The sequence below is a fragment of the Streptomyces xylophagus genome (assembly GCF_000716435.1).
Lineage (GTDB): Bacteria > Actinomycetota > Actinomycetes > Streptomycetales > Streptomycetaceae > Streptomyces > Streptomyces xylophagus.
Genome location: NZ_JNWO01000016.1, coordinates 35844 through 56367, shown reverse-complemented (window position 1 = coordinate 56367; position 20524 = coordinate 35844). Strand labels below are relative to the sequence as shown.

Annotated in this window: 11 protein-coding genes; 1 reads left to right on the top strand and 10 read right to left on the bottom strand. The window is 71.7% G+C overall.

Annotated features, from left to right (window positions below; all coding sequences use genetic code 11):
- Nucleotides 1-23: 23 nt before the first annotated feature.
- The 10 genes from OO70_RS31785 to sbnA all read right to left on the bottom strand — a co-directional run bounded on the left by OO70_RS31785 (nt 24) and on the right by sbnA (nt 18236).
- Nucleotides 24-1337: an MFS transporter gene (locus tag OO70_RS31785; protein ID WP_078651639.1), complete on the bottom strand. Its 1314-nt coding sequence runs from the start codon at nt 1335-1337 to the stop codon at nt 24-26.
- Between the two features lie 97 nt (nt 1338-1434).
- Complete coding sequence (locus OO70_RS51390) at nt 1435-2646, bottom strand: ATP-grasp domain-containing protein (RefSeq protein ID WP_051741818.1); 1212 nt, start codon at nt 2644-2646, stop codon at nt 1435-1437.
- Between the two features lie 65 nt (nt 2647-2711).
- Complete coding sequence (locus OO70_RS31775) at nt 2712-3356, bottom strand: LysE family translocator (protein WP_106971796.1); 645 nt, start codon at nt 3354-3356, stop codon at nt 2712-2714.
- A gap of 2 nt (nt 3357-3358) precedes the next feature.
- Nucleotides 3359-6523 carry a non-ribosomal peptide synthetase gene (locus OO70_RS51385; RefSeq protein ID WP_051741817.1) on the bottom strand — a complete coding sequence of 1055 codons (3165 nt, stop codon included), beginning with the start codon at nt 6521-6523 and terminating at the stop codon, nt 3359-3361.
- Complete coding sequence (locus OO70_RS31765) at nt 6520-7599, bottom strand: TauD/TfdA family dioxygenase (RefSeq protein WP_051741815.1); 1080 nt, start codon at nt 7597-7599, stop codon at nt 6520-6522. The genes OO70_RS51385 and OO70_RS31765 overlap by 4 nt, the downstream gene beginning before the upstream one ends.
- On the bottom strand, nt 7596-13025 hold the full coding sequence (locus OO70_RS51380) for a non-ribosomal peptide synthetase (RefSeq protein ID WP_051741813.1): 5430 nt from the start codon (nt 13023-13025) through the stop codon (nt 7596-7598). Before OO70_RS51380 ends, OO70_RS31765 begins: the two co-directional genes overlap by 4 nt.
- Nucleotides 13022-14878 carry an asparagine synthase (glutamine-hydrolyzing) gene (gene asnB / locus OO70_RS31755; RefSeq protein WP_078651638.1) on the bottom strand — a complete coding sequence of 619 codons (1857 nt, stop codon included), beginning with the start codon at nt 14876-14878 and terminating at the stop codon, nt 13022-13024. The genes OO70_RS51380 and asnB overlap by 4 nt, the downstream gene beginning before the upstream one ends.
- A gap of 3 nt (nt 14879-14881) precedes the next feature.
- Nucleotides 14882-16135, bottom strand: coding sequence for a phenylacetate--CoA ligase family protein (locus tag OO70_RS31750; RefSeq protein ID WP_158711540.1), 1254 nt, complete (start codon nt 16133-16135; stop codon nt 14882-14884).
- Between the two features lie 110 nt (nt 16136-16245).
- Nucleotides 16246-17250, bottom strand: a complete 1005-nt coding sequence (gene sbnB / locus OO70_RS31745) for a 2,3-diaminopropionate biosynthesis protein SbnB (RefSeq protein WP_043678705.1) — start codon at nt 17248-17250, stop codon at nt 16246-16248.
- 5 nt (nt 17251-17255) lie between these two features.
- Nucleotides 17256-18236 carry a 2,3-diaminopropionate biosynthesis protein SbnA gene (gene sbnA / locus OO70_RS31740; RefSeq protein ID WP_051741810.1) on the bottom strand — a complete coding sequence of 327 codons (981 nt, stop codon included), beginning with the start codon at nt 18234-18236 and terminating at the stop codon, nt 17256-17258.
- A 425-nt stretch (nt 18237-18661) separates the two neighbouring features.
- Between sbnA and OO70_RS31735 the strand changes: the two genes are divergently transcribed.
- A complete protein-coding gene (locus tag OO70_RS31735; RefSeq protein ID WP_043678703.1) occupies nt 18662-20464 on the top strand; it encodes a gamma-glutamyltransferase family protein in 1803 nt (600 codons plus the stop codon).
- Nucleotides 20465-20524 lie beyond the last annotated feature (60 nt).

The following is a 20524-nucleotide window of genomic DNA, read 5'->3' as shown; positions in this document are numbered from 1 at the left end:
AGACCCCGGGGGCGGGGCGCTGTTCAGGCCGAACCGGCCGCCGCTGTTCCGTCCCCCTCCGGTGTCGCCCGCGCGCCCTCCGCCGTAGTGTCCCGCGGACTCCCCGCAGCCTTCTGTCGCCCCGCGCCCGTCCAGAGCAGAGCCCCCGCCCCGAGGCCCAGCCCCGCGCACATGATCCACACCGCGCCGCCCCGCACCTCGAACAGGGCCGCACCCAGCGCGGGACCCAGGGCGTAGCCGATCGACTGACTGGTCGTCATCAGGCCGATGTAGCGGCCCCGCAGGTTGGTCGGCGCCGTCAGCGCCGGATAGGCGCTGACCGGCGGTGCGCTCACCACCTCGCCGAACGTCCACACCAGCGTGCCCACCACCAGAATCCACAGGCCCGTCGGCAGCCCGAACATCGCGATCCCCACGCCGATCAGCGCACTGCCCAGGGACATCGTCACCCGCACGGGAACCCTCTCCAGCCTGCGGGTCAACGGGAGTTCGGTCACGATGACGAGTACGGCGTTCAGCGCCACCAACGCCGTGTAGACGAAGTCGGAATGCCCCCGGTCCGTCACCACCAGGGGCAGTACCGTCTGGTACTGCACCTCGGCGACGGCCACCAGGAACGTCCCCGAGACGACCAGCAGATAGCGGCGGTCGCGCAGCACCGGCAGATAGCCGGTACCGGTCTGCGACAGTTCCCCGGCCTCCGCTGCCGCCCCCGCCCGCGCGGTGACCGTCTTTCCGCGGCCCACGTCCCGTGGCAGCAGCCACAGGATCACCGCCGCGAACGCCAGCGACGTCGCCGCGTTGGTGAGGAAGACCAGCGTGTACGACTGCCGGGCCAGCAGGCTGCCCAGCAGCGGACCCACCGCCGCGCCCGTGTTCAGCCCGAGCCGCATCGCCGCCGAGGCCATCAGCAACTGGTCGGTCGGGGTGAGATCGGCGAGCAGCGCGGTCGCCGCCGGGCGGTACAACTGGCCCGTCGCGCCCGCCCCGCAGGCCACCGCGAGCAGCAGCCACAGCGGTCGGCCGGCAACCGCCGGAATCGCCGCAACGAACAGCCCCGACGCCGCCATCGACACGACGATGGCCCTGCGGGCGCCGATCCGGTCGATCGCCGAACCGCCCACGAAGACCCCGGCGATCGCTCCGGCACCGTACGCGGTGAGAGCCGTTCCGGACTGCGCGGCCGAGTACCCGCCGTCGCGGGTCAGGTACAGCATGAGGAAGATCTGGACGAAGTTGCCCATCCGGTTGACGGCGATGCCGAAGACCAACACGGCCACCCCGCGGGGTAATTCGCGGACCGTCCGCAGGACCCCCGCTCGCTGGGTGTCTGACATGGCTGTGGTTTCTCCCCTTGTTCACGGGCGCGGGCATGTGCACGGACACGGGCGATCCGGACAATGACGTAGGCGGATCACGGCGTAGGCAAAGCGCTCAACTCAGCCGGGGACGCACCAGGTTCTCCGCCGCGGCGATCCTGCGGCGCAGTTCGTCGCGGTCGTCCGCGCCCGCCACGACATGTCCGGGGCGCTCATGGCTGTAGCGCCACACCGGCACCGACTCCCCGTCCACGGCCCGCAGTTCGGCCTCGACGACGCCGTCCGAGGCCCGGCAGGCGTCCAGCCCCTCCACCCCGTCGACGGTGACGTCCTGCCAGGGGAAGTAGTGCACGGCCGCGTGCTTGAACCGCGGCGCGCGGGTGAGGGGTTCCACCCGCGGCAGCACGGACCGTACCGCCAGTTCGTACTGGTCGACGCCGCTCACCAGGCGGGTCAGCAGCGGGATGCGGTCGCCGCCCGCGCGCGTGTGCGTCTCGATCACGACAGCGCGGCCGTGCTCCAGCTTCACCTCGGTGTGGGACGCCCCGGCGGTCAACTCCAGTACATCCAGGCAGCGTTCCACACACCCCCGTATCGCGCGGTCCGCGTCCTCGGTCAGCACGGCGGGCACCTCGTGGCCGGTCTCCACGAAGTACGGAGCTCCCGTGGTCCGCTTGGCGGTGATGCCCAGGATGTGGTGCACACCGCCGGACGACACCGCCTCGATGCTGTACTCGGGACCGTCCACGTAGTGTTCCCACAGCGCGCCCGCCAACTCGGCGCTGCGTGCGGCAAAGGCGGCGGGGTCGGCGAGGAACTCCACTCCCTGACTGCCGGTGCCCTCGGCGGGTTTGGCGATGAGGGGGAAGTCGTCGGCCGCAGGCTCGTCCAGGCCGACGACACCGAAGGCCGGTCCGTCGAACACGGCCGCCAGGGTCCGTCGCATCAGGAGCTTGTTCCGCGCCCGCAGCACCGCGCGCACCGGCACCGTCGGCAGGCCGAGGGCTTCGGCGAGCAGCGCGGCGGGCAGCGACCCCATCTCGGTGAACGAGAGAACACCGCAGACGTCCGGCGGCAGCGGCAGCCGCAGCACGCTCAGGGGATCGCTCTTGAAGGGCGCGGACACCACCCGCACCGCGCCGGGCACGGTGGTCGGCGGCTCGTCCACCGGATCGACGACCCAGATGAACGGGACGCCCAGCCGGGCCAGCGTCTCGTACCCCTCGGCGGGCTTGGAACCGAGCAGCACGGCGGGCCCACGCCGTGTCGTCTCCTCCGGAACCCGGCTCCCGGGTTCCGGACGGGCGGTGTCGCTCTCGGCAGTCATCCTCTGCTCTCCTCCTTGGGCTCCCGGGAAGGGAGTTGTCCGCACCTGTTCATCACCGCGGCCGCTCAGCCCTGCGCCGCCAGACGCACGCTGAACCCGATCAGCACCGCGCCCGTGACCCGGTCCATCCACCGCTTGACGGCGTCCCGCGACAGCCAGGCCCGGAACGTCCGCACACCGAAGATCAGCAACGTGAACCAGAGCAGTCCCTCGATGTCGTGCACGACCGCGAGCACGATCCCGGCCAGCAACGGCGACGTGCCCTCCGGAATGAACTGCGGCAGAACCGCCATGTAGAACACGCCGATCTTCGGGTTGAGCGCGTTGGTGACCACCCCCCGCCACCACAGCCGCAGGGTGGACTCGTCGCCCCAGGGCTCACCGTCCGCGGGCAGCAGCGACGGACCCTCGTCACCGTCGGCGGACCGCCGGGCGCGCCACAGCATCCGGCCCCCCAGCCACAGCAGATACACCGCCCCGGCCAGGCGCAGCATCGTGTACGCCGTCTCGGACGCGTCGAGTACCACCGAACCGCCCGCGGACGCCACGACGCCCCAGGCCAGCGCACCGGTGTTGATCCCGAGGGCCGTGGCGAAACCACCACGTGAGCCGTGGCGTACGGCGGAGCGGAGCACCAGGGCGGTGTCCAGCCCCGGTGTGATGGTCAACAGCCCGGCGACGATGGCGAACGAGGCCACCTCGTGCAACACGATCAGTTCTCCTCGATGGTCCCGGTGTCGGTCCCGGCCAGGATCGCCGCGAGTTCCTCCGGCGTCCGTGCCCCCGTCAGTTCCTGCGCCACCGCCACGGCGAGACCGGTGACCGTGCGGCGCGCGAACGCCGTGGCGAGCGAGAGTTCCACCCCGAACGTCTCGTTCACCCTGGCAATCATGCTCGCCGCGAGCAGGGAGTGGCCGCCGAGTTCGAAGAAGTTGTCCCGCGAACCGATCCCCGTGATGCCCAGCACCTCGCTCCAGATCCCGGCGATGAACGTCTCCAGTTCCCCCGCCGGCTCGACGTACTCGGTGGACAGCGTGGCCTGGCGGACCGTGCCGGGGGCGGGCAGTGCGGCGGTGTCCACCTTGCCGTTCACCGTCAGCGGCAGCCGGGCCAGGATGATGATCTCACCCGGGACCATGTAGTCGGGCAGTGCTTTGGCGAGCCGGTCCCGCAGCCGGGGGAGCAGGTCCGCGGGCGCCGGATCGGCCACCACGTACGCCACCAGGGACGGTTCGCCCGCGGCCGAGGTGTGCAGCCGCACCAACGCCTCGTCGACGCCCGGTTCGAGGGCCAGGACGGTGGAGATCTCGGCGGTCTCGATCCGGTAGCCGCGCAGCTTCACCTGGCCGTCCCCGCGCCCCAGGAACTCGACACCCCCGTCGGGCCGGAACCGCCCGCGGTCCCCCGTGCGGTACAGCCGCCCGTGCGCGGAGTCGCCCGCGGCGAACGGACTGGGCACGAACGCGGAGGCGGTCAGGTCGTCCCGGCCCAGGTACCCGCGGGCGAGACCGGCGCCGGAGATGTGTATCTCGCCGACCACCCCCACCGGAACCGGCCGCAGTCGGTTGTCCAGGATGTACAGCCGGGCCCCGGGAAGCGCCCGGCCGAGGTGCGGTTCGACGCCCGTGACCGGTCCGACGGCCGCGTTGACGGTGGCTTCCGTGGGCCCGTACACGTTGTAGAAGGCGATGGCGCTGTCGGTCAGTTGTCGCCACAGCGCGGGGCCGATCGCCTCGCCGCCGACGAGCACCACGTCGGGCCGGTGCTCCGGGTGGTCGAGCAGGCCACGCTGCACCAGCAGGGTCAGGAAGGTGGGGGTCACGTCGAGCACGTGCAGGCGGTGCCGCCGGGTCTGCGCCAGGAAGAGGTCCGGGTCGCGGCGGGCCGCGTCGTCGAAGATGTACAGGCCGGCGCCGTGCAGCAGCGTCAGAATGCGCTCGACGGACCCGTCGAAGGCCAGCGAGGCGTTGAAACTGACCCGCAGCCCCCCGTCCGAGGGCGCGTGGTGGCGGTAGATCCGTTCCCGGTGCGCATGGGCGAAGGCGACGACGGAACGCTGCTCGATCATGACGCCCTTGGGCCGCCCGGTGGTCCCCGATGTGTAGATGACGTACGCCGGATCGGACGGGTCCCGCTCCGGCAGATCCGTGTCCGTGGCGGTCTCGGCCAGGAGTTCGCGCAGTTCGGCGGCGGGCGGACCGGCCGCGGGGGTCAGATGCCGCAGGGCGGCCTCGGTGACCAGGAGCGCGGCACCGCTGTCGGCGAGGAGCAGGGCGACCCGGTCGGCGGGCGTCGCGGGATCCACCGGCACGTAGGCGAGCCCGGCCCGCCACGCCCCGAGGACGGCGGCGACCATGCCGACGCCCCGGTCGAGGAGCAGCCCGACCCGGTCACCGGGCCGCAGCCCGCGCCGGGCGAGCGAGGCGGCGACGGCCGTGGCGTGCCGGTCCAGTTCGGCGTACGAGTGGGCCGTGTCACCGGCTTGGACGGCGACCCGGTCGGGGGTGCGGCGGGCCTGCCGGGCGAACAGGTCGTAGGCGTTGGGGAGTTGGGTGTCCTCGGGTGAGTCGTCGTGGTCGCGCCGGAGGTCCTCCGGTGCGTGCCCGTACTGGGCGAGGACCTGTGCCGTGGCCTCCGGCGACAGCAGTGCCAACTCGGTGACCGGGGTGTGCGGGGCACCGGTCATCCCGTCGAGCAGGGTGACGACACCGTCCAGGAGGGCGGCGGCCCTCGCCCGGTCGAACCCGGCGTCGTGGAGCAGCTCCAGTCGGGTGCTGCCCAGGCCGCGCAGCACCTGCAGGGCGAGGCGGGGAGAGAGGGACGGGTCGGTCGGGGTCACGGCGGCGACCACGGTGTCCGAGTCGAAGGGGAGGTCCGTGAAGAGCACGGGCCGCCGGGGCGCCCGGCTGTCGCAGTCGTACCCGCCCGGCCGGACGTCGTCCCAGCTGAACAGGTCGGTCGCGGCGAGGAGTTGGGCCAGCTGCCCGGACAGCCGGGCCACCAGCGACGCCGTCGTGTCCGTGTCCGTGACGCCGAACGCGAGGGGCAGGTGCGTGGCCAACACGCCGACGGTGTCGGCGAGTTCGGGGTAACGGCGCCGCTGGTCGGAGCAGACGCCGGACACGAAGTCCCGGTCGGCATTGTGCCGCCACAGACACACCAGCCAGGCGCCGAGCACGACCGCACCCGGATCGGTGCCCAACTCCTCGGACAGGGACCGGATCCGCCCGCCGAGCGCTCCGTCGACGACGACCCCGATTCTCCGCGGCCCTTCCGCACCGCTCGCACCCGCGTCCGTGTCCCTGCCGACGTCCGACAAGGGCGACGGCAGCCGTTCGGGAAGCACCCCTACGGCCCGGTCCTCGGGCTCGGCGGCGGCGCGTGTCTCGTACTGCCAGGCCGCGTACTGGCTGCTCTGCACCGGTTCCGGCGGTGCCTCTCCGGTGAGCAGTGCCAGCAGATGGGCGCCCAGCGCGGCCAGCCCCGCCTCGTCGACGGCACGGGACGGGAGGCTCAGGGTGAGGGCGCCCGGCTCGTCGGCTCGGCCGGGCCGGAACTCCACCCGCAGCGGCAACCCCTCCACGTCCCCGTTCAAGGAACCGTCAGGGGCGTTGCCCTCCGGCGTGCGCCACACCAGCTCCGCCTGCTCCCGGACCTCGCTGACGACGTCGTCGTGCCCCTCGGCGGCCGGGACGATCCGCGCGCGCAGCGTCTCGTGCGCGGCGACGACCCGCTGCACGGCACGGGAGACGGCGTCCGCGTCCGGTGCGGAGAACAGACGCAGGGAGAGTTCGGCGGGGGGCGCGTCCGGTCGGCGTTCCGCCTGCTGCGCGGTGACGATGTGACGGCTGACCGTGGGGGTGGGGGTGCTGCTCATACTGTCCGTCCTCCTTGCTCGTCGCTCGGCACCGGGGACGCGCCCGCGAACTGCCCGTAGTCCGCCGGATCCGACATGGAGACCAGCACCTTCCGGTCACCGGTGAACGGCTCCCGTCCGTGGCACACGCGCAGGTTGTCGACGAGCAGGATGTCGTCCCGCCGCCAGGGGAACGCGACGGTCTCGGCCGCGTACGCCGCCCGTACGTCGTCCAGGTGGGCGTCGGGGATGACACCGCCGTCGCCGAAGTAGGCGTGCCGGGGCAGGTCCTCCTCGGGCATCGCCTCCAGCAGGGCCCGGCGGACGTCGGTGGCGAGATTGCTGACGTGGAAGAGATGGACCTGGTTGAACCAGACCCGCCGCCGCGTCGACGGCAGCAGCAGCGTCGCGGGCAGCACCTCACGGGTCAGCAGCCGATCACCGTCCTTCCACTCCCAGTGGATACGGTGCTCGGCGCAGTACGCCTCCACCTCCTCCCGGCGCTCCGTCTGGAACGCCTCCTGCCAGGGCAGTTCGAGTCCGGCCCCGAAGTTGCGCACGTAGCTGATGCCCCGCCGCACGAACTCCTCCCGTACCGCCGGGTCGATCGCCTCGAAGACGGCCGCGTTGTCGGCGATCGGGGTGGCACCGCCGGTCTCGGCCGGGATCACGGAGTGGAACATGATGCGCTGCGGCCACTGGTACTGGAACGCGTTCTCGCTGTGCAGCGCGATGGAGTGGGTGGCCGGGTACTCGGTGGACGTGTAGACGCCCTTCTTCTCCAGCGTGCGTTTGGTGGAGCGCTGCGTGTACGGGAGCGCACCGCTGCCCACGGCCGCCGCGAACCGCGGGAAACCGTCGGCGGGATCCACCGCGAACCCCCGGAAGAGCAGGGCGCCGTGCTCCGCGAGCAACGTGTCCACCCGGCCGCGCTCGCGCTCGACCCACTCGGCGGCCTGGAGCCGCGGCGCCGCGGCCTCGACCACCAGCGGCAGCGGCCCCCCACCGGCGGGAGCGCCGAGTCGTACGGCGTCGGCGGCGGCCGGTGCCGTGGGCGCGGTCCGCGGCTTGAAGGAGCGGAAATCGGGTGCGGTCATCGGGCGTCCTCGGGGTGAGTAGGGGTGATTGCCTGAGCGTCGACTGCCTTTGCGCCATGGACGATTGGCCCGCGCAGCAGCGCCGCGGCCACGTCCCGGGCCCCCTCGGCGCGGAGCATGCCCTCGTGACTCCCGGCGACCGGCACCACGTGCACGGCCCCGTCCACGTAGGGCCCCCACAGTTCGGGCACGGAGGCGACGGCGGCGTTGCCGCGCGCGGCCGCGTAGAGGACCGGGCCCCGGAAGGGCGGTCCGTCGTCCATCGGGTGCTCGGCGCACAGCCGCAGGTTGTCCTTGAGCATGCGCAGATGCCGCAGCAGCAGGGGCCGGTCGAGCCCCGCCCCGCCGGGCCCGCCACGGGACTCGGGCGTGAGCCGGTCGAGGGCGATGGCGACCTGTTCCTCGTCCGACAGGTGCACGAGATCCTCGTCGGCCAGGTCCACCGGCCGCCCGAGCAGGTTCTCCACGATCAGCGCGGGACTGGCCCGGGTCTCCCCGAGCGCGCCCGGCAGATAGGTGTCCAGCAGCGCGAGGAGCGACACCTCGTGCCCCTCGGCCTGCAGCCGGCGGGCCATCTCCCAGGCGATGACACCGCCGAGGGAATGCCCGACCAGACGGTACGGGCCCGTGGGGTGGGCCCTGCGGACCAGGGCGCAGTAGTGGTCCGCCATGGCGGCCAGGGTCTCGAAGGGGCGTTCGCCCGGCTGGTGGCCGTAGCAGCGGATGCCGTAGAAGGAGTGGTCCGCCCCGAGTGCCTCCGCCAGCGGTTGGTAGCACAGCACGCCGCCCGCCCCCGGATGGACGGCGAACAAGGGCACGGCCGCGCTGTCCGACGCCCGTCGTACGGGCACCAGGACCGGCTCGGACGACGCCCGTGCGCCCTGTTCCGCCTGTGTCTCCCGCTCCAGCCAGGACGCCAGCGCGGCGGGGGTCTGGTGGGTGAAGAGCACCGACAGCGGCAGATCGACGCCGAAGGAGGCACGGACGCGTGCGGCCAGCCGTACCGCGAGCATCGAATGGCCGCCCAGGTGGAAGAAGTTGGCGTCCGGGGCGACGGCGGTACGGCCGAGCACCTCTGCCCACAGGCCGAGCAGCACCCGCTCGGTGGCGGTGCGGGGCTCCCGGTGACCGTCCGACACGGTCTCCTCCGGCAGCGGCAGCCGCCGCCGGTCGGTCTTGCCGTTGGACGTCAGCGGCAGGGCGTCCAGGACCACGAAACGGGCCGGGACCATGTAGCCGGGCAGCAGGTCCGCCAGCGCTTCCCGCAGCCGGTCACCGTCGAGTACCGCCCCCGGGGTCGGCACCACCCAGGCGACGAGCCGCCGGGTCTCCGCGCTCTCCCCGACGGCCAGGACGATGCGCTCGGCCACGCCCGGCTGTGCCGAGAGGCATGCCTCGATCTCGCCCAGCTCGATGCGATAGCCCCGGATCTTGACCTGGTGGTCGATCCGCCCCAGATACTCCAGGTGCCCCCGGGGCAGCAGCCGCGCCAGGTCTCCCGACCGGTACAGCCGGGCGCCGGGCAGCGGCTCGCGGGCCAGCTGGTCCGGCACGAACCGTTCGGCGGTCAACTCGGGCCTGCGGACGTACCCGAGGGCCACGCCCCGCCCGCCCACCCACAGCTCGCCGGCCACGCCCGGCGGCAGCAGCCGGCCGTGCGGGTCGACGACCCAGGTCTGCAGATCGGGAAGGGGGACGCCCACGATGCTCCGCCCACCGGTGAGGTCGGCGGCGGTCACCCGGTGGTGGGTGACGTGCACGGTGGTCTCGGTGATGCCGTACATGTTGACGAGTTCCGGCGCCGCCAGGCCGTGCCGGTCCGTCCAGGTGCGCAGGGCCGCGAAGTCCAGCGCCTCACCGCCGAACACGACGGTCCGCAGGGCGAGTTGGGGCGGCTCGACGCGACCTGCCTCCTCACGGACGAGCTGGGCGAACGCCGACGGCGTCTGGTTGAGGAACGTCACCTTCTCGGCCGCGAGCAGGTCCAGGAAACGCGCCGGGTCCCGCGCTGTCGTCGCGTCCACCACGACCAGCCGCCCGCCGTGCAGCAGCGCACCCCAGATCTCCCAGACGGAGAAGTCGAAGGCGTAGGAGTGGAAGAGCGTCCAGACGTCGTCGGAACCGAAACCGAACCAGTGGTGGGTGGCTCCGAAGAGCCGTACGACATGGGCATGCGCGACCGCCACGCCCTTGGGCTTCCCGGTGGTCCCCGAGGTGTAGATGACGTACGCCGGGTCCTGGCCGGTCGGCAGGGGCCCCGGCGCCGGGGCGGCGCCCGATTCCAGTTCGGCGAGGGTGCGCACCGGAACACCGGCCTGCGCGAAGCGCTCCCGGAGGGCGCCCTCGGTGATGACCAGAGCCGGTTCGGCGTCCTCGACGATCAGGGCCGTACGGGCGGCCGGGAAGAGCGGGTCGAGCGGCACATAGGCCGCGCCCGCGCGCAGTACGGCCAGCAGCGAGACGATCAGATCGAGTCCGCGCTCCGCACACACGGCGACCCGGCGCGGACCCTTGTGCCGGTCGAGTGCGGGCCGCAGGGCACCGGCCACGGCGTCCACCCGGGCGGCGAGTTCGCCGTAGGTGAGAGAGCGTGGGCCGTGGCTCACGGCGGTCGCGTGCGGACGGGCGGCGGCCCGTTCGGCGAACAGCCGGCTCAGCGAGGACGCGGAGGCCGTCGCCCCGGCGGGGATCTCCGGACGGTTGAGCACGTCGTGCCACAGGCGCTCCTCGTCGGGCAGGACGAGGGGCAGTTCCTCCCAGGCGGTCAGGCCCCCCGTGACGAGCGCTTCGGTCAGCCCGCGCAGCCGCTCCGGCAGCCGGAGTCCGGCGAGGAACCCGGTGGCGTCGTCGAGCAGCAGCCGCAGCCCGCCGTCGGACAGCGGCTCGCCGCGCAGCCGCGCGGTTCCCGGTGCCTGCGGAGGCGTCACCCACACGGAGGGCGCGGTCGCCCCGGGCACCAGGGCGAACTCCAGCCGTACGGCGTGCTCTTCCGCGTCCGGGGCGCGGTGGTGGTCCGGCGTCGGGGCCGGCCAGGCGCGGAGGGTGTCGGCGACACCGCCGCGGACACCGTCGTCGGACCAGGGCAGGACCACACCGTCGGCCGCCGGTCCGTCGGCGATCGGCCCGTCCGGGAGCGAGGCGTCCGTCCCGGTGCCGTACACGGCGAAGGACGCGGTCGCCCGGGAGCAGACCCCGGCCAGGTAGCCGAAGAGGCCGCTCAGGAAGCGGGCGGGCGTGATGTCCTCATCCGCGCAGTGGTGTTGGAGGTCCTGCCATTGGCGGGCGGTGAGCACACAGTGGCTCAGGGCCCGACCCGAGCGCCCGGCGTCCGGGGGAAGCGGCAGGAAGGCGGCGGCGACGGGGGCCGCCGGGGGCACCGTCGCGGCGGGGAGCACGGCGACGACGGGGCCCGGCCCGGCGCCGGGGGAGGACCCGCCGTCGCGCAACTCCCGGTAGCGAGGCCCCAGTTCCTCGGCGACCTGCCGTGCTGTTCCCTCGTCCCACACCGTCGCGGGCCCCGACAGGACGGCATACATCCCCTCGCCGGGTCCGCGCAGCAGAGTGATCCCGACCGCGAGGTCCCCGTCGGCGTCCGCGGGCGCGGTGACCGCCGTGCCCCGCAGCAGCGCGGCCGGGCCGTCGGCGACCGCGGCCCGCCCGTCCGGTACGACGGACACGTGCGGCTCGCCCGGCTCCGTCCACGTGTACAGCGCGGACTCGCGCAGCCGGGTCAACGACCGCGCCCGTACGCGCAGACCGCGATGCCGCCGCCGGGCCTCGCCCACCGCCTCCCGCCAGGCATCCGGCGACCACGGCCCCTCCAGCTCCACCACTGCCGTGCAGATCCCGGCCGTGGCGGGCAGCACCGCGAGGTCGTCAGGCGCGTCCGTGAGACCGAGTGCGCCCGGCAGCCGGTCACGGGCCACGAACGGCAGGGAGTCCAGGGCGACGGTGTCCGGTGCCGCCAGGGCTTCCCGCAGGAGCGTCAGATAGCGGTCGGCCAGGTCGAACACCGTGTCCCGGGTGAACAGGTCGGTGCTGTACTCGACGGCGCCCCACAGCCCGCCGCCGTCGTCGTCGCCGAACTCGAAGGACAGCTCGAACTTCGCCTGCCCGACGGGCACTTCACGGCGCCGGAAGGACGGCTGCGCCGGATCGTCCGCCGTCCGCTGCCGCGGCGTGTTCTGCATCGCGAAGAGCACCTGGAACACCGGGGAACGGTCGAGCCGACGCGGCAGGTCCAGCGCCTCCGTCAGCACGTCGAAGGGCACGTCCTGGTGGGCGTAGGCGTACAGCGCCTCGTCCCGCACCTGGTCGACGAGGGTCCGCAGACTCGTGTCGGGTCCGATGCGGGCGCCGATGGGCAGCAGGTTGATGAAGAGGCCGATGACGGCTTCGCTCCGCCGGTCCTCACGCCCCGCGACGGGCATGCCGACGCAGACGTGGTCCTGCCCGGACTGACGGGCCAGCACGTACTGCAACAGGCCCAGCATGATCATGGCGAGGCTGGCACCCCGGCTGCTCGCGTACTGCCGCAGGGCGTCGCGCAGGTCGGCGGGGACGGTCAGTTCGACGAGGCCGCCGCGTCCGGTGGGGTGCTCGGGCCGCGGCAGGTCGATGGGGAGTTCGAGGGGCTCGGGCAGCGGGGACAGCCGGGCCCGCCACTCCTCGACCCGCGCCCGGAAGTCCGCGCCGCGGCTCCGCTCCAGTTGCCGGGCGGCGTGGTCGGCGTACGCGAGGGGCGGCGCGGCCGATTCGGGGCCCGAACCCGCCTGCAGAGCCGCGTAGTTGGCGACGAGTTCCCGCTCGAAGACGGCCATGGACCAGCCGTCGGACACGATGTGGTGCATCATCGACAGCAGCACATGACGTGTCCGGTCCAGCCGCACCAACAGCACCCGGAACACGGGGCCTTCCCGCAGGTCGAACGGCTCCTGTGCGGCCGTGCGCAGCACGTCACGCGCGGCTTCCTCGCGCCGGTCGACGGGCAGCCGGCTCAGATCGTGCTGCGGGAGCGCGAGGTACGCGGGCGCGGTCACCGTCGCCACGCCCTCGCCGTCCTGTTCGAGGAAACGGGTGCGCAGCGCGGCATGCCGGTCCTGGATCAGCTGGAGCGCGTCGCGCAGTGCCGCGGTGTCCAGCTCGCCGGTGATGTCGTACGCGACCGGCATGTTGTACGTCACCGCACCGGGGTGCATCCGGTCGAGGAACCACAGCCGCCGCTGGGCGAAGGACAGCGCGTGCGGGCGGGTGACGTCGACCGGGCCCGGGCCGGGGGCCGGTGGGGGAGCCGTCGGCCCGGCCGGGGCGTTCGCCCTGCGGGCCGCGGCGAGTTGCCTGAGCCGGTCGGCCGAGAGCCCGCCGACCAGCCGGTTCACCAGATCGTCGGCGCCCGGGGCGGACCCGGACGAGGTGGGCCGGTTCATCGCCGTCCCACCCCCGCCGCCACGGGTTCGGGGGAGGTGTGCCCGTCGGTGAACAGCAGATGCCAGCGTTCGAGCATGAACAGGGTCCACAGCGCGTACACGTGCTCGGGCCTGAAGGCACCCACCAGGGTCCGCAGGACGTCCGGGTCGAAGTAGCCGCGCTCCAGGGCTGCTTCGGACAGCAGCGTCGACTGGATCACCGTACGCAGTTGGCCGCCGAGCCATGCTTCGAGCGGTACGGCGAGCTCCTGCTTGCGGCGGTCGATGATCTCGGTCGGAAGATGACGCCGGGCGACCCGCTTGAGCAGCACCTTCTCCTCTCCGCCGACCAGTTTCAGCGAGGGGGCGAGCGCACCGACGTAGTCGATGAGCCGGTGGTCGAGGAACGGGCTGCGGGGCTCCACCGAGTGGGCCATCGCCATCCGGTCGATCTTCACCAACTGGGCGTCGGGCAGCCAGAATCCGCTGTCCACCTGCATGACGCGGTCGAGTTCGCTGGCGTGTCCGGCGCTCTCCCGGAAGCGCTCGCGCAGCGGGTTGGTGGGGTGGTCCCGGGGCAGCCGGTCCAGGAAGGCGGGGCTGTAGAGCCGCCGTTTCAGCCCGTCCCGTACCCCGTCGACCAGCACGGCCCGGTAGCGGTCGGCGATGTCCGGGCTGCCGAGCAGGTCGGGGTCCACCCGGTGGGCGTCGGCGGGGTCCACGGACGGCAGCCGGTCGAAGACGCTGTAGCGGCGGTAGCCGCAGAAGATCTCGTCGGAGCCGTCGCCGGTGAGGGTGACCGTGACGTGCTGCCGGGCCAGGCGGTACATGTAGTAGCTCGCGATGGCGGAGGGGAAGGCGTACGGCTCGCCCATGTGCAGGAGGATCGGGTCGATCGCCGCGCGGGCGTCGTCGACGTCGATCCGGTACGTGTGGTGCCGTGTGCCGCAGTGCCGGGCGACCAGCCGGGCGTAGCCGGACTCGTCGAACGACTTCTGCTCGAAGCCCACGGAGAACGTGTGCAGCGGGTGTGCGGTCCGCCGGGCCGCGAACGCGACGACCAGGCTGGAGTCCAGCCCGCCGCTGAGCATCGCGCCCAGCGGCACCTCCGCCGCCAGCCGGTCCTCGACCGCCTCGCCCAGCAGCGCGTCGACGGTGTCGGCGGCCACGTCCTGCGGCGGCTCCTCGGTGCCGGAGAAGTCGAAGCGCCAGTACCGCCGCTCCAGGGGTGCCGTGCCGGCCTCGAAGGTGAGCACGGTCGCGGGCAGCACCTTGCGGACGTCCCGGTAGATGGTGTGCGGCGCCGGGACGACCCGGTGGCTCAGATACTGGTCCACGGCGACCGGGTCGGTCTCCCGGTTCAGCCCGGGGAAGGTCATCAGCGCGGGCAGTTCCGAGGCGAAGACGACGCTGCCGTCGGGACGCGCGCTGTAGAAGAGGGGTTTCTTGCCCACCCGGTCCGTCACCAGGTGCAGCCGCCGGCTGCGGAAGTCGTACAGCGCGATGGCGAACATGCCCTGGAGTTCGTCGACGAAGTCGAGCCCCATGGCGTCGTACAGCGCCGGGATCACCTGGGCGTCACTGGCCCCGCCGACCTGGTGACCTGCCTGTGCGAGCCGTCGTCGCAGTGCCGTGTGGTTGTAGATCTCGCCGTTGAAGACGCAGACGACGGACCGGTCCGCGTTGTAGACGGGCTGGCCCTCGTCGTGAATACCCACGATCTTGAGCCGTGCCATGCCCAGGGCGATCCCCGGCGCGGAGTGGCCGCCGACCGCGTCGGGGCCCCTGTGGGTCATGCGGGCGCACGCGGCACGGAGAAAGGCCGTCCCGTCCGTGGCCGCGGTGGGGGTGAGGACTCCCGCGATTCCGCACATGGCTCAGCTCTCCCTGAGGGTGAACAGCCGCTTGGCGCGGGTGGGACGCAGCTCTTCCGGCCGTACGCCGCGGATGGCGATGTCCGCGACGATGCCCGAGTCGATCATCTGAGCCACATCCGGGGCGGCGGCCCGCAGCAGGCCGCGCAGGGTCGCGGACCGTTCGGGGGTCAGGTCGGGGACCGCCACCCGTATTTCCATCAGCCCGTCGTCGACGACTTCGAACGCGGCGCCGGGGAAGACCTCGTCGACGGCCGTGCAGATGTCGTGATGGCTGATTCTCTCGCCGTGCTTGGCCTCGCCTCCGAACCGCCCGTCGATGCGTTCGAAGGCGTGCACGCGGCGCCCCTGCCACTCGATGGTCCGCAGCCCGGTGACGAGATCGTTCGTGGCGAACCGGAGGGCGGGAAAGTACCGGCGGGTGAAGGAGGTCAGCAGCAGGATTCCGGAGCCGTCCGCCGCCTGTGTCGCCGCCGGGAGTTCCTTGTAGAGATCTCCGGGGGCGATCACCTCGGGGAGGATGTGATCATGGAAGTGATAGAGGCCGGTCTCCGCGCAGTAGTGGCCGATCGCCCCGATCTCGATGCTTCCGAACACATCGAGTACGTCCTCGAAACCGATCCCGAAACGCTCGGCCATCCGGCGCCGCCAGGGCGCGGGGGCGAGGTCGCCGACCACCATGATCTTCCGCGGGTGGATGTCCAGTCCCGCGGGTGCCGCGACGAGTTGGTCGAGGATCATCGGCATGGTGAACAGCACGTCCGGCTGCCACTTGTTGAGCAGTTCGACGTGCTCGTCGACCGGCCGGGTGAAGTCGATGTCGTAGGTGTCGTAGCCCAGGGAACGGAAGATGCGCCGGGCGAGCGCCGCCGCGTGCCCGGTCCCGAGATCGGCCACCGCCACCGCGCCGGGGCCGACCGGTCCGAGGAAGTCCGCGAAGAGCGCGCGGCGTTGGGCGGCGTAGGCGTCGTCGTCGGCGGGGGAGTACAGGACACGTTTGCGCTGTCCGCCGGAGGTCCCGGACGTCAGATATCCGGAGGCGTCGGGAAACTGCTCGTGGGTCTGCGTGTAGTAGCGCGTCAGCAGCAGGTGTTCATCGATGATCGGCAGCTTCTCCAGCGACGCGTCGGGCCGTAACCCGCGCTCGGCGAGGAGTTCCGCGTACCAGGGGAAGTTCCCGGCGTGCTGTCGTACGAGTTCTTCGAGTGGTGCGGCGGTGGTGTCGTCCCGCCCGGCGGAGGTGATGTCGATGGCCAAGACCTGTCCCGTCTTCGGGGCGTGCCGGAACCGCACGGGGCACGCCGAGTCTGTGGGTGGGGCGATGTCGATGGGGGGCGCGACCGGAGTCGGTGCGGGTACCCCTGGGATCACCAGCGTTCGGTCTCGCCGAAGAATCCGGGGATCGCGACCGCCGAACCGTCCTCCAGGGCCGACCGGTAGACGTGCATGCCGACGGCGAGATCGAGAACCCCCAGGCCGAAGGGCGAGAAGATGCGCGGCTTGCCGTCGCCGAGGGAGATCTCGCCGGTCAGCAGCTGGGCGAGGGTTCCGTCGACGAAGTCGTGGTGCCCGAACTTCTGTTGGGCCAGGTGCGGTGACGTGTTCGCGGTGAGGCAGTGGTCGACGTCGTCCAGGATGTTGTGCGCGCTCGCGACGATGTCCGGCCCGATGTCCCGCAGCGAGATGTTGAGCACGCTCTGCCCGGGGGCGAAGAAGGACTCCTCGAGCACGTACGGTTCCCCCGCGGTCGTCGCGAACACCACGAGGTCCGCGCCGTCCACCGCGGCCCTCAACTCCGGCTCGGCGCTCGCCTTTCCGCCGTGTGTCCCGATGTGCCGGACCAGCTTCGCGGCGTAGTCGGGGACGGTGTCGTGCACGGCGTAGAGGCCGACCTCCCAGCCGGCGGCCTGGAAGAACTCGACGATGTTGCGGGCGATGACCCCCGCACCCACGATCGCGATCTTCCCCGCCGTGGTGCCCCGGTGCAGGGCCTCGGCGCCGACCACGGCCGACGCGGCGGTACGGGCGGCGCTGATCTGTGACGCCTCCAGGCAGGCGAAGGGGTAGCCGGTGTCGTAGTCGTTCAGCAGCAGTGCCGCCGACGCGCGGGGCACGTTGCGGGAGACGTTGTCGGGGAAACTGGCGATCCACTTGATGCCGGCCACGCCCGTCTCCCCGCCCAGAAAGGCGGGCAGGGCGATGATGCGGGAGTTCGGCTTCTCCGGAAAACGGAGGAAGTAGCTGTTCGGGTTGAGGGTCTGCCCGTCGTGGTGCAGGAGATAGGTCGTCCGTACCTGCTCGATGATGTCGCCGCGGGACCGGGCAATGACCTGCCGGGCGTCCCGCCCGCCCACCACATGAAATGAGAACACTGACCTCAACCCCCCGTCTGATGGGCCAACTCGGGGGTCTCCAGGACCCCGGCCCCGAAATGTCGTACGACCCAGTCGTCGCTGTACACGGTGTCCGCGTAGCGGTCCCCCAGATCCGGGGAGATGGCCACCACGCGCGAACCCGGCGGAATCTGCCCGGACATCCGCGACACGGCCGCCAGTACCGCCCCCGAGGATCCGCCCAGGAAGATGCCCTTCCGGGCGAAGGAACGGCAGGCACGGATCGCGTCCGACTCGGAGACAATAACGATGTCATCAGGTGCTGCCACCTGGCATATCTCAGGTTTTCTGCTGGTCCCGAGTCCGGGCACGAGGCGCGGTCCGGGCGGGAATCCGAAGGTGACCGACCCCTCGGAGTCCACCGCGATGATGCGGGTCGCCGGCGAGTGTCTGCGGAAGTGCTCCAGGCAGCCCATGAGCGTGCCCGAGGTGCCGACGCCGACGAACAGATGGTCCACGGACGCGATCTCGTCGAGGATCGCTGTCGCGGTGAGTCTCGCGTGCGCCCGGAGGTTCGCGGGGTTGGCGTACTGGTTCAGCCAGACCAGGCCCGGGTCCGCGGCGATCCGCTCATGGATGTAGGAGATCCTCGAACCGAGGAAACCTCCGTTCGCGTCCCGGCCGTTCACCTCCACCACGTCCGCGCCCAGGGCGCGCATCACGCTGACGCTGTAGGTGGACGCGTTGGGGTCGGTGACACAGGTGAAGGAATATCCCTTGCCCGCGGCCACCAGGGCCAGGGCGACCCCCAGGCTTCCGGACGACGACTCGATGAGACTCGCGCCCGAATATAATCGACCGTTTCGCTCGGCGTCCTCGACCATCCCGATGGCCGACTTCAGCTTGATGGAGCCTCCCGGATTCAGCCCCTCCAGTTTCAGAAAGACATCGCTTTCGGGAATGATATCGCCGAGCCGTAAATAGACGTTGTCGGTGATGGCTTCGTAAGCGTTTTCCAGTATCACGAAGTCTCCCTGCTCTTTCGAGCAGCCCCCGTCAGGGCTATGGCTGTGAAATTACTCAAAGCCTGACCTGTCTTTCGCGCAGCAAAAAGCACTCCCCCTTAAGTACGTCGCCACATTACCCAGAGTCCGCCGTTTGTCACAACACGCGTCGACCTCGTGTGTGGCACGTCACATGAAGGCGTACAGGGGTGCGCCGCCTGTAAATTTGACGAAAAAAACGCTGCCGCCATGGGTTTCGACGGCATCAAGGCCTCATCGGTGGCGAGGTCATGACCGAAATGTGACGGATACATTGATGGGACATAAATTAGTAGCCGCGCGTTGGCTTATTCGTCATGGGATGTCGCCGGGTGTCGCGGAGGAGGTCTGAGGGTACGGTCCGGAATAATTCGACGAACCGGCCAACGCGAACGCCGAGGTGAGGGATGCAGTTCACCACCCGACCCATTCTTCAAGGAACCTTCGGAATGGTGTCCTCCACCCATTGGCTCGCCTCGCAGTCGGCGATGGCCGTCCTGGAGGACGGCGGCAACGCGTACGACGCCGCCGTCGCGGGGGCCTTCGTGCTGCACGTCGTGGAGCCGCACCTCAACGGACCCGCCGGTGAGGTGCCCATCCTGCTGGCCCCGGCGGGCGGGGAGGTGCGGGTGCTGTGCGGACAGGGCGTCGCACCCGCCGGAGCGACGATCGACCACTACAGGGGACTCGGTCTGGATCTCGTACCCGGCACGGGACCCCTCGCGGCGGCCGTCCCCGGCGCCTTCGACGCCTGGCTGCTGCTCCTCCGCGACCACGGCACGAAGTCCCTGGCCGACGTCCTGAAGTACGCCATCGGGTACGCCGAGGACGGGCACGCGTGCGTGGACAACGTCGGAGCGACCGTCGAGACCGTACGGGCGCTGTTCGAGAAGGAGTGGACCTCGTCGGCGGACGTGTACCTGCCCGGCGGGAAGGCGCCCCGGCCCGGCGAGCTGTTCCGCAACCCCGCCCTCGCCGCCACCTGGAAGCGACTGCTCGCCGAGATCGCCGACGCGGGGGACCGGGAGGCCCAGATCGAGGCGGCGCGGGAAGTGTGGCGGTCCGGGTTCATCGCCGAGGCCCTCGTACGGCAGTCCGGGCGGCCCACGATGGACACCAGCGGCGAGCGCCACACCGGCACACTCACGGCCGCCGACCTGGCCTCCTGGTCCGCGTCCTACGAGGCGCCGGCGACGTACGACTGGAACGGCTGGACGCTCTGCAAGGCCGGCCCCTGGAGCCAGGGCCCGGCCTTCCTCCAGCAACTCGCGCTGCTCCCGCCCGAGTTGCCCGCCTACGGATCGGCCGACTACGTCCATCTGCTGATCGAGGGCTGCAAGCTCGCGATGGCCGACCGGGAGGCCTGGTACGGGGACGCGGGCGAGGACGCCGTACCGCTGGGGGAGTTGCTGTCGGCGAAGTACAACGCGGCGCGGCGGGAGTTGATCGGTGAGAAGGCGTCGTACGAGCTGCGGCCGGGCAGCCCCGGAGGGCGCGCGCCGCGACTGAGCGGGCACGCGCGCGTGGTGGCGCCCCCGGAGTCCGGCTTCGACCCGATGGGGGCGGGGGAGCCGACCGTCGCGCGGGTCGCCGCCGACGGCGGTACCCGTGGCGACACCTGTCATCTCGACGTCGTCGACCGCTGGGGCAACATGATCGCGGCCACGCCCAGCGGCGGCTGGCTGCAGTCCAACCCGGTGGTGCCCGAGCTGGGCTTCCCCCTCGGCACCCGGCTCCAGATGGCCTGGCTGGAACCCGGCCTGCCCAACTCCCTTGCCCCGGGCCGCCGTCCACGCACCACGCTCACCCCGTCGCTCGCCCTGCGCGACGGAGTGCCGGTCCTGGCGTTCGGCACACCCGGCGGGGACCAGCAGGACCAGTGGCAGCTGCACTTCTTCCTCGCGGTCGCCACGCGCGCGAAGGTACGCGGCGGCCTCGACCTCCAGGGTGCGATCGACGCCCCGAACTGGCACAACGACAGCTTCCCCGGCTCCTTCTACCCGCGCGGCATGCGACCGGGGAGCGTGACGGTCGAGTCCCGCATGGACGCGGCCGTGGTGGAGGAACTCCGTCGGCGCGGCCACGACGTGACCGTCGGGGACGCCTGGTCCGAGGGGCGGCTGTGCGCGGTCGCCCGGGACCCCGAGGCCGGAATCCTGTCGGCGGCGGCGAATCCGCGGGGCATGCAGGGGTACGCGGTGGGACGCTGAGGCCCCCGCGAAAGCGCCGATCCCCGGATCCGGGTGTTCATGGTGATTCCACCCGGAGTG

Coding starts and splice junctions, on each gene's coding strand:
- OO70_RS31765 (WP_051741815.1), bottom strand. CDS start 7,599: ATGACCGCACCCGATTTCCGCTCCTTCAAGCCGCGGACCGCGCCCACG.
- OO70_RS51390 (WP_051741818.1), bottom strand. CDS start 2,646: ATGACTGCCGAGAGCGACACCGCCCGTCCGGAACCCGGGAGCCGGGTT.
- asnB (WP_078651638.1), bottom strand. CDS start 14,878: ATGTGCGGAATCGCGGGAGTCCTCACCCCCACCGCGGCCACGGACGGG.
- OO70_RS31785 (WP_078651639.1), bottom strand. CDS start 1,337: ATGTCAGACACCCAGCGAGCGGGGGTCCTGCGGACGGTCCGCGAATTA.
- OO70_RS31735 (WP_043678703.1), top strand. CDS start 18,662: ATGCAGTTCACCACCCGACCCATTCTTCAAGGAACCTTCGGAATGGTG.
- OO70_RS51380 (WP_051741813.1), bottom strand. CDS start 13,025: ATGAACCGGCCCACCTCGTCCGGGTCCGCCCCGGGCGCCGACGATCTG.
- OO70_RS51385 (WP_051741817.1), bottom strand. CDS start 6,523: ATGAGCAGCACCCCCACCCCCACGGTCAGCCGTCACATCGTCACCGCG.